The organism is Micromonospora sp. KC207 (genome assembly GCF_004348615.1).
GTDB lineage: Bacteria > Actinomycetota > Actinomycetes > Mycobacteriales > Micromonosporaceae > Micromonospora.
Genome location: NZ_SMKJ01000316.1, coordinates 1 through 7,432, shown reverse-complemented (window position 1 = coordinate 7,432; position 7,432 = coordinate 1). Strand labels below are relative to the sequence as shown.

General features: G+C 73.2%; 6 protein-coding genes. 2 read left to right on the top strand and 4 right to left on the bottom strand.

All coding sequences use genetic code 11. From position 1 onward, the window contains the following. Positions 1–138: 138 nt before the first annotated feature. Both pknB and E1258_RS27750 read left to right on the top strand, forming a co-directional pair. On the top strand, positions 139–2,124 hold the full coding sequence (gene pknB / locus E1258_RS27755; RefSeq protein ID WP_132406317.1) for a Stk1 family PASTA domain-containing Ser/Thr kinase: 1,986 nt from the start codon (positions 139–141) through the stop codon (positions 2,122–2,124). Further along, complete coding sequence (locus E1258_RS27750; RefSeq protein WP_132406315.1) at positions 2,121–2,990, top strand: deoxyribonuclease IV; 870 nt, start codon at positions 2,121–2,123, stop codon at positions 2,988–2,990. Before pknB ends, E1258_RS27750 begins: the two co-directional genes overlap by 4 nt. Before the next feature lie 14 nt (positions 2,991–3,004). On the opposite strand, the gene E1258_RS27745 is transcribed toward E1258_RS27750, so the two are convergent. The 4 genes from E1258_RS27745 to E1258_RS27730 form a co-directional block, all read right to left on the bottom strand. After that, on the bottom strand, positions 3,005–3,979 hold the full coding sequence (locus tag E1258_RS27745) for a GntG family PLP-dependent aldolase (RefSeq protein ID WP_243715732.1): 975 nt from the start codon (positions 3,977–3,979) through the stop codon (positions 3,005–3,007). A gap of 174 nt (positions 3,980–4,153) precedes the next feature. Then, positions 4,154–5,560 (bottom strand): class II 3-deoxy-7-phosphoheptulonate synthase, encoded by a 1,407-nt coding sequence (locus tag E1258_RS27740; RefSeq protein ID WP_007072197.1) that lies wholly within the window; start codon positions 5,558–5,560, stop codon positions 4,154–4,156. A gap of 100 nt (positions 5,561–5,660) precedes the next feature. Next, positions 5,661–6,140: a hypothetical protein gene (locus E1258_RS27735; protein ID WP_165949919.1), complete on the bottom strand. Its 480-nt coding sequence runs from the start codon at positions 6,138–6,140 to the stop codon at positions 5,661–5,663. Positions 6,141–6,316: 176 nt separating this feature from the next. After that, positions 6,317–7,432: glycoside hydrolase family 18 protein (locus E1258_RS27730; protein WP_132406309.1), on the bottom strand; the 1,116-nt coding region annotated here is incomplete at its 5' end.

Below are 7,432 nucleotides of genomic sequence, written 5' to 3'. Positions count from 1 at the left end.
GCCCTCCATACCCCGGGCCGCCGCCCTGGTCGGAGGGCTGTCGGCGGGGCCACGCGAGCGCGGCGTGGGCGGTGCCGCGCCATCCGGCTGTAGCATCCTGTGCAACCTCCACCCTCCGGAGACATAGACTGCCTGCCGATGGACACACAGGTCGCTGACACGCTGCTGGGCTCGCTGATCGACGGGCGCTACCGCATCCGCGGTCGCGTGGCCCGTGGCGGCATGGCGACCGTGTACACCGCCACCGACGAGCGCCTGGAGCGCACCGTCGCAGTCAAGATCATTCATCCGACCCAGGCTCCCGAGGCGCGGAGCCGGGCGGCCGGGTTCCTGGAGCGGTTCACCGACGAGGCGAAGACCATCGCCCGGCTGACCCACCCGAACGTGGTGGCGGTCTACGACCAGGGCACCCACCGCGGCCTGCCGTACCTGGTCATGGAGTACGTGCGCGGCCGGACCCTGCGCGACGTGCTCGCCGAGCGGCGCCGGCTCAACCCCGACGAGGCGCTGGCGATCATGGAGCAGATGCTCGCCGCGATCGCCGCCGCACACCGCGCCGGCCTGGTGCACCGCGACGTCAAGCCGGAGAACGTGCTGGTCGCCGAGGCGCCCACCGGCGGGGCCGCGAACCTGGTCGACAGCGTCGTCAAGGTCGCCGACTTCGGGCTGGCCCGGGCCGTGGAGGCCAGCGCCGAGGAGGAGCCGGGCAACCAGCTCATGGCCACCGTGGCGTACGTCGCCCCGGAGCTGGTCACCGACGGCCGCTCCGACCCCCGCACCGACGTGTACTCGGCCGGCATCGTGCTGTTCGAGATGCTCACCGGCCGGGTCCCCTACGACGGCGACCGCCCGGTGGACGTCGCCTGGCAGCACGTCGACCGGGACGTGCCGGCCCCGTCGACGCTGGTGCCCGGCCTGCCCCGGGCGCTCGACGACCTGGTCGCCCGCGCCACCCGCCGCGACCCGGGCGCGCGCCCGACCGACGCCGGCGCCCTGTTGGCCGAGGTCCAGGTGGCCCGCGACGACCTGGGCAACCCGAACACGCACACCGCAGTGCTGCGCCCGGTGGCCGACGAGACCAACCCGATGGCCCAGCCGACCATGGCGGTCGCGGCGGTCCGGCCGGTGCAGCGCCCGGCCTGGGCGCGGCTGCCGGAGCCCGAGCCGCAGCGTCCGCACCCCCGTCGGGCCGTCCCCGGAAGCGACGGGCCGGCGTCGCGGCTCGCCGCGCTGCGTACCCGGATCATGGGCGACCCGCGCGGCCGCAGGGGCGTCCTGGCGGCCGTGGTGGTGCTCGGCCTGGTCGTCGCGCTCACCGGCTGGTGGTTCGGATTGGGCCGGTACACGGTGGCCCCGGAGCTGGTCGGTCTCAACAAGGCCGAGGCAGAGGGGCAGGCCGGCCGGGGCGGGTTCGTGCTGCGCTACGCGCAGCCCCGCTACGACGAGAAGATCCCCCGCGACGCCGTGCTGGCGCAGGACCCGACCTCGGCGGCCCGGATCGTCAAGGGCGGCACGATCACCCTCACCCTGTCCCGGGGCCCGGAACGGCTGCCGGTGCCGGACGTGGTCGGCAAGGACTTCGAACTCGCCGAGGCCGACCTGACCAACGCCGAGCTGGTGGTGGCCAAGGGCGGCTCCCGCTACGACGACAACCTGCCCGAGGGCGTGGTGGTGGCCATTGACCCGAAGGTCGGCACCGAGGTTAAGCCCGGTACGAAGGTCACCGTCATCCTCAGCAAGGGCAAGGCCCCGGTGTCGGTGCCCAACCTGGTCGGCAAGAACCTCACCGACGCCCGGACCACCCTGGCCCAGCTCGGCCTGGTGCCGGTGGAGACGTACAAGGACTCGGACAGGCCGCGCGACGAGATCCTCGGGCAGAGTCCCGGCAACGGCACCGGTGTGGAGAAGGGCACCCAGGTCAAGCTCGACGTCAGCAAGGGCCCGCCGCAGGTCGTCGTGCCCCGGGTGGTCGACCTGCCCTGCCAGCAGGCCAAGCAGCAACTGGAGGGCCTGGGCCTGCCGGTGAACGTGCAGTTCAACCCCAACGGCATCGTCCGGTTCCAGAACCCGGGGGAGAACTCGCCGGTTCCGCCGGGCACCCCGGTCACGATCGGCTGCCTGTGAGCACGCCCGCACCGCGCCGGCCGGTCGGCTCGCACACCCCCACCTCGGGCGGGCTGGCGAAGGCGGCCCTGCCATACGTCGACGCCGCCGCCTCCGAGGTCGTCCAGGTCTACGTGTCCAACTCCCGGGGCTGGGCGCTGCCGGCGGGCGACCCGGCCCAGGACGCGCTGTTCCGCGACGGCTGCGCCGCGCGCGGGGTGCCCGTGTTCATCCACGCGTCCCTGCTGGTGAACCTGGGCTCGCCCACCCCGGCCACGGTCGAACGATCCGCGCAGACCCTGGCCCACGCGCTGCGCCGGGGCCGGGCGATCGGCGCGCGGGGCGTGGTCTTCCACGCCGGCAGCGCGGTCGACGCCGGGTACGCCGACACGGCCCTGCGCCAGGTACGCGAGGCCCTGCTGCCGCTGCTCGACGAAACCGTGGCGGCGGGCGGCCCGCTGCTGCTGGTCGAGCCGAGCGCGGGCGGCGGCCGGTCACTGGCCTCCCGGGTGGAGCACCTCGGCCCGTACCTCGACGCGGTCGACCGCCACCCCGGCCTGGGCGTCTGCTTCGACACCTGCCACGCCTGGGCCGCCGGGCACGACCTGGCCGCCGAGGGCGGGATGACGGCCTGCCTGGACACGCTGGTGGCCACGGTCGGGCCCGATCGGCTGCGGCTGGTGCACGCCAACGACTCGAAGGACCTGTGCGGCTCGACCCGGGACCGGCACGAGAACATCGGCAAGGGCAGCATCGGCGAGCCGGCGTTCGCCGAACTGATGGCCCATCCCGCCACGGCGGGCGTCCCGATCGTGGTGGAGACCCCGACGGAGAAGCACGAGGGCCACGCCACCGACATCGCCACCCTCAACCGCCTGCACCCCTGACCCGGGGCGGGTGCTCAGCGGCGCAGGAGGGCCATGAGGACGGCGGCGGCCCGGTCGATCGCGTCGTCGTCGACGTCGAGGTGAGTGACCAGGCGGGCCAGGCGCGGGCCGAGCACCGAGATCAGCACACCCTCGGCCCGGGCGGCGGCGGCCAGGCCCCGCGCGTCCAGCTCGGTCTTGGTCAGGTCGAGCGGAACCAGGTTCGTGCGCACCGGCGAGACGAGCACCCCGAACGGGGCGAGCGCCTCCGCCAGGCGGGCGGCCTTCGCGTGGTCGTCGGCGAGCCGGTCGACGTGGTGGGCGAGGGCGTACCGGCCGGCGGCGGCGAGCACGCCGGCCTGGCGCATCCCGCCGCCCATCCGCTTGCGAATCGTCCGGGCCCGCCCGATCCGCTCGGCGCTGCCCACGACGAGCGAGCCGACCGGCGCGCCGAGGCCCTTGGAGAGGCAGACGGACAGCGTGTCGAACAGCGCCCCGTACTCCGCCAGGGGCACCCGGTCGGCCACGTGCGCATGCCAGATCCGGGCCCCGTCGCAGTGCAGGGCGAGCCCGTCGGTGTCGGCGACCCGGCGCAGCTCGCGCAGGGTGCCCAGAGGAATCACCCCGCCGCCACCCCGGTTGTGGGTCTGCTCGACGGCGATCGCCCGCGTCGGCACCGCGAAGTAGCCGTCCGGCCGGACCATCCCGGCGACCACGTCGGGGGCGAGATCCGCGCCGGCCGCCGGCCACGTCCGCGACGAGATTCCGCCGTACGCCGCCGCCGCGCCGATCTCGTACGTGACCACGTGTGCGTCGGCGTCGCAGAGCAGCTCATCGCCGGGCGGCACCACCAGTTGCAGGGCGATCTGGTTGGCCATCGAACCGGTCGGGGCGAACAGGGCGGCCTCGTGCCCGAACAGCTCGGCGACCTCGGCTTCGAGGGCGTTGACCGTCGGGTCCTCGCCGTAGACGTCGTCGCCGACCTCGGCGGCGGCCATCGCCTCCCGCATCCCGGCCGTGGGCCGGGTCACGGTGTCCGAGCGCAGGTCGACGACCGTCCCCCCGCGGTCAGCCACGGTGCTGGTTCCGGCCGCCGACTGCGGGGCTCGCAAGCTCACTCCTCGCGTCAGCCACGGTGCTGGTTCCGGCCGCCGACTGCGGGGCTCGCAAGCTCACTCCTCGCGTCAGCCACGGAGCATCTCCGCCACCAGGAAGGCCAGCTCCAGCGACTGCTGGGTGTTCAGCCGAGGGTCGCAGGCGGTCTCGTACCGGTCGGGCAGGTCCAGGTCCTCGATGCCCTGCGCGCCGCCGAGGCACTCGGTGACGTCCTCGCCGGTCAGCTCGACGTGCAGGCCGCCCGGGTGGGTGTCCAGCCCCCGGTGCACCTCGAAGTAGCCGAGCACCTCGTCGACGATCCGGTCGAAGTGCCGCGTCTTGTAGCCGTTGGATGACTCGTGGGTGTTGCCGTGCATCGGGTCGCACTGCCAGACCACCTTGGCACCGGCGGCAGTGACCTTCGCCACGATCGGCGGCAGGGTGTCGCGGACCTTGTGGTTGCCCATCCGGCTGATCAGCGTGAGCCGGCCGGGGACGTTCTCCGGGTTGAGCTTCTCGCAGAGCTCGATCGCCTCGTCGGGGGTGGTGGTCGGGCCGAGCTTCACACCGATCGGGTTGGCGATGCGGGAGATGAAGTCGATGTGCGCCCCGTCGATCTGCCGGGTGCGCTCGCCGATCCACAGGAAGTGCCCGGACAGCCCGTACGCCCGGGTGTCGGAGACCCGGGTGAGCGCCCGGTCGTACTCCAGGGCCAGGGCCTCGTGGGAGCAGTAGAGGGTGACCGTGCGCAGCGCGTCGTCCTCGGTCATCCCGCAGGCCCGGATGAACGCGATGGCCCGGTCGATCTCCCGGGCGATCGCCTCGTACCGCTCGCCGGCCGGGGAGTTCTTGACGAAGCCCTTGTTCCAGTCGTGCACCGCGTGCAGGTCGGCCAGCCCGCCGGCCAGGTACGCCCGGAGCATGTTCATCGCTGCGGCCGAGTTCGCGTACGCCCGGATCATGCGCTGCGGGTCGGCGACCCGCGCCTCCGGCGTGGCCTCCAGCGAGTTGATCAGGTCGCCGCGGTAGGCCGGCAGCCCGCGGGCGTCGGTCGGCAGCGACCGGGGCTTGGTGTACTGCCCGGCGACCCGGGCGACCTTGACCACCGGCAGGGACGCCCCGTAGGTGAGCACGATCGCCATCTGGAGCAGGGTGCGGGCGTTGGCCAGCAGATGGCTCTCGGTGTTGTCGGCGAACGTCTCGGCGCAGTCGCCGCCCTGGAGCAGGAACGCCTTGCCCTCGCAGACCAGGGCGAGCTTGCGCCGCAACTGGTCGACCTCGTACGGCGCGACGACCGACGGCACGGTGTCGAGCACCTTGCAGACCTCGGCGACCTGGGCCTGGTCCGACCACGGCGGTGTCTGCGCGCGGGGCAGGTCCCGCCAGCGGTCCAGGCCGAGGGCGGCGTCCTCGGCGGAGTCGACGGTCGGACGGCTGGTCTGCAGGCCCGGGCTGCCCACCGCGGGATGGCTCAGCTGATGCCACTCATGGCGCATGACGAAAGCGTACGGCGACCGCCGGAGCCGACGACGGCCGAGGCAGACGATTCCGGCAGTTGGGAGGTCACCGGGCCCGGCCCGCGTGGCCGGGGCGAGGTCAGGGGGTGACCGACGGCTCCGGGGTGTGCCCGCCCGGCGCCTCGCTCGCGACGCACCAGTCGGCGCCGCTGCGGGTGACGGTGAACAGCAGCGGCCGGGTGGCCCTGCGGGAACCGGAGGTCACGGTGATCTCCGTGCTGACCTCCTGCCCGCTGGCGCCGGCACGCACGTCGGTGATCGTCGCCCCGGACACCGTGAAGTGGTCGGCGAAGTCGCCGTTCGGGCCGGTCGCGGCGGCGTCGAAGCCCTCCTGGGCGGGGGCGCAGAGCTGGCTGCGCCCGGCGGCCACGTCCTTGGCGATCATCGCGTCGAGGTACGCCTGCACCCGCTCCCGGGACTTCGCGGCGGCCTCCTCGGCGGGCGCCCGGCCGGGCTGCCGCTCGGCGGTCTCCTCGGCGTCGCTGCCGCAGCCGAGCAGGGCGAACGGGAGGATCGCGAGTGTCGCGACCAGCGCCGCCCTGGTGTTCGTCACGCCCATTCGTTCCTCCCCTCGGCCCCGGCACCGGGACCCGTCGATGGGCGAGTCTGACACATCGCCCCCGTGCCACGCCCGTGCCGGGCCCGGGAACCGCCGTTCACACGGTTCCCGGGCCCGGGGTGGTTAACAGGGGACCCCTGCTCTACCGAATGCGTTGGCAGGGGCCCTTCCTTGCGTCAGCCGAGGCCGCCGGAGATGGCGCCGATCAGCTCGCCGTTGGTCGTGTCGCCGGACAGCTCCCAGAAGAACGCCCCGCCGAGGCCCTGGTTCCTCGCGTACGTCATCTTGCCGCCGATGGTCGACGGGGTGTCGTAGCTCCACCAGTTGCTGCCGCACTTGGCGTACGCGGTGCCGCCGACCGTGCCCGTGGCCGGGCAGGTGTTCTTGAGCACCTTGTAGTCCTCGATGCCGGCCTCGTAGGTGCCCGGGGCGGCGCCGGTGGCGGCGCCGCCCGGCGCGGACTGGGTGACCCCGGTCCAACCCCGGCCGTAGAAGCCGATGCCGAGCAGCAGCTTGCCGGCCGGGATGCCCTTGCCCTTGAGCTTCTGGATCGCGGCGTCGGAGTTGAAGCCCGCCTGCGGGATGCCGGCGTACGAGTAGAGCGGGGAGTGCGGGGCGGTGGGACCCTGCGCGTTGAAGGCGCCGAAGTAGTCGTACGTCATCGGCATGATCCAGTTGAGCTGGCTGGCCGCCCCGGCGTAGTCGGTGGCGTCGATCTTGCCGCCGGTGCTGCCGTCGGCGGTGATCGCAGCGGTGACCAGCGCGGAGGAGCCGAACCTCGACCGCAGCGCGGACACCACGCTCCCGAACGCGTTCGGGCCGCTGGCGTCGCAGGTGAGGCCGCAGGCGTTCGGGTACTCCCAGTCGACGTCGATGCCGTCGAACACGTCGGCCCAGCGCGGGTCCTCCACCAGGCTGTAGCAGCTCTCGGCGAACGCGGTCGGGTTCTGCGCGGCCTGGGTGAAGCCGCCCGACCAGGTCCAACCGCCGAAGGACCAGATGACCTTCAGGTGCGGGTACATCCTCTTCAGCTTGCGGAGCTGGTTGAAGCTGCCGCGCAGCGGCTGGTCCCAGGTGTCCGCGACGCCGTCGACGCTGTCGGCCGCGGTGTAGGCCCTTTCGTAGTCGGCGTAGCTGTCGCCGATGGCGCAGCGACCGCCGGTGGTGTTGCCGAAGGCGTACAGGATGTGGGTCAGCTTCGCGGCGGACCCGCTCGTGTGGATGTTCTTGACATGGTAGTTGCGGCCGTAGACGCCCCACTCGGCGAAGTACCCGACGACCTTCTTGCCGCC

Bases quoted from the DNA above. Each gene is read 5' to 3' on its own strand.
- E1258_RS27740 (WP_007072197.1), bottom strand. From the start codon at position 5,560: ATGCGCCATGAGTGGCATCAGCTGAGCCATCCCGCGGTGGGCAGCCCG.
- pknB (WP_132406317.1), top strand. From the start codon at position 139: ATGGACACACAGGTCGCTGACACGCTGCTGGGCTCGCTGATCGACGGG.
- E1258_RS27735 (WP_165949919.1), bottom strand. From the start codon at position 6,140: ATGGGCGTGACGAACACCAGGGCGGCGCTGGTCGCGACACTCGCGATC.
- E1258_RS27745 (WP_243715732.1), bottom strand. From the start codon at position 3,979: ATGCGGGAGGCGATGGCCGCCGCCGAGGTCGGCGACGACGTCTACGGC.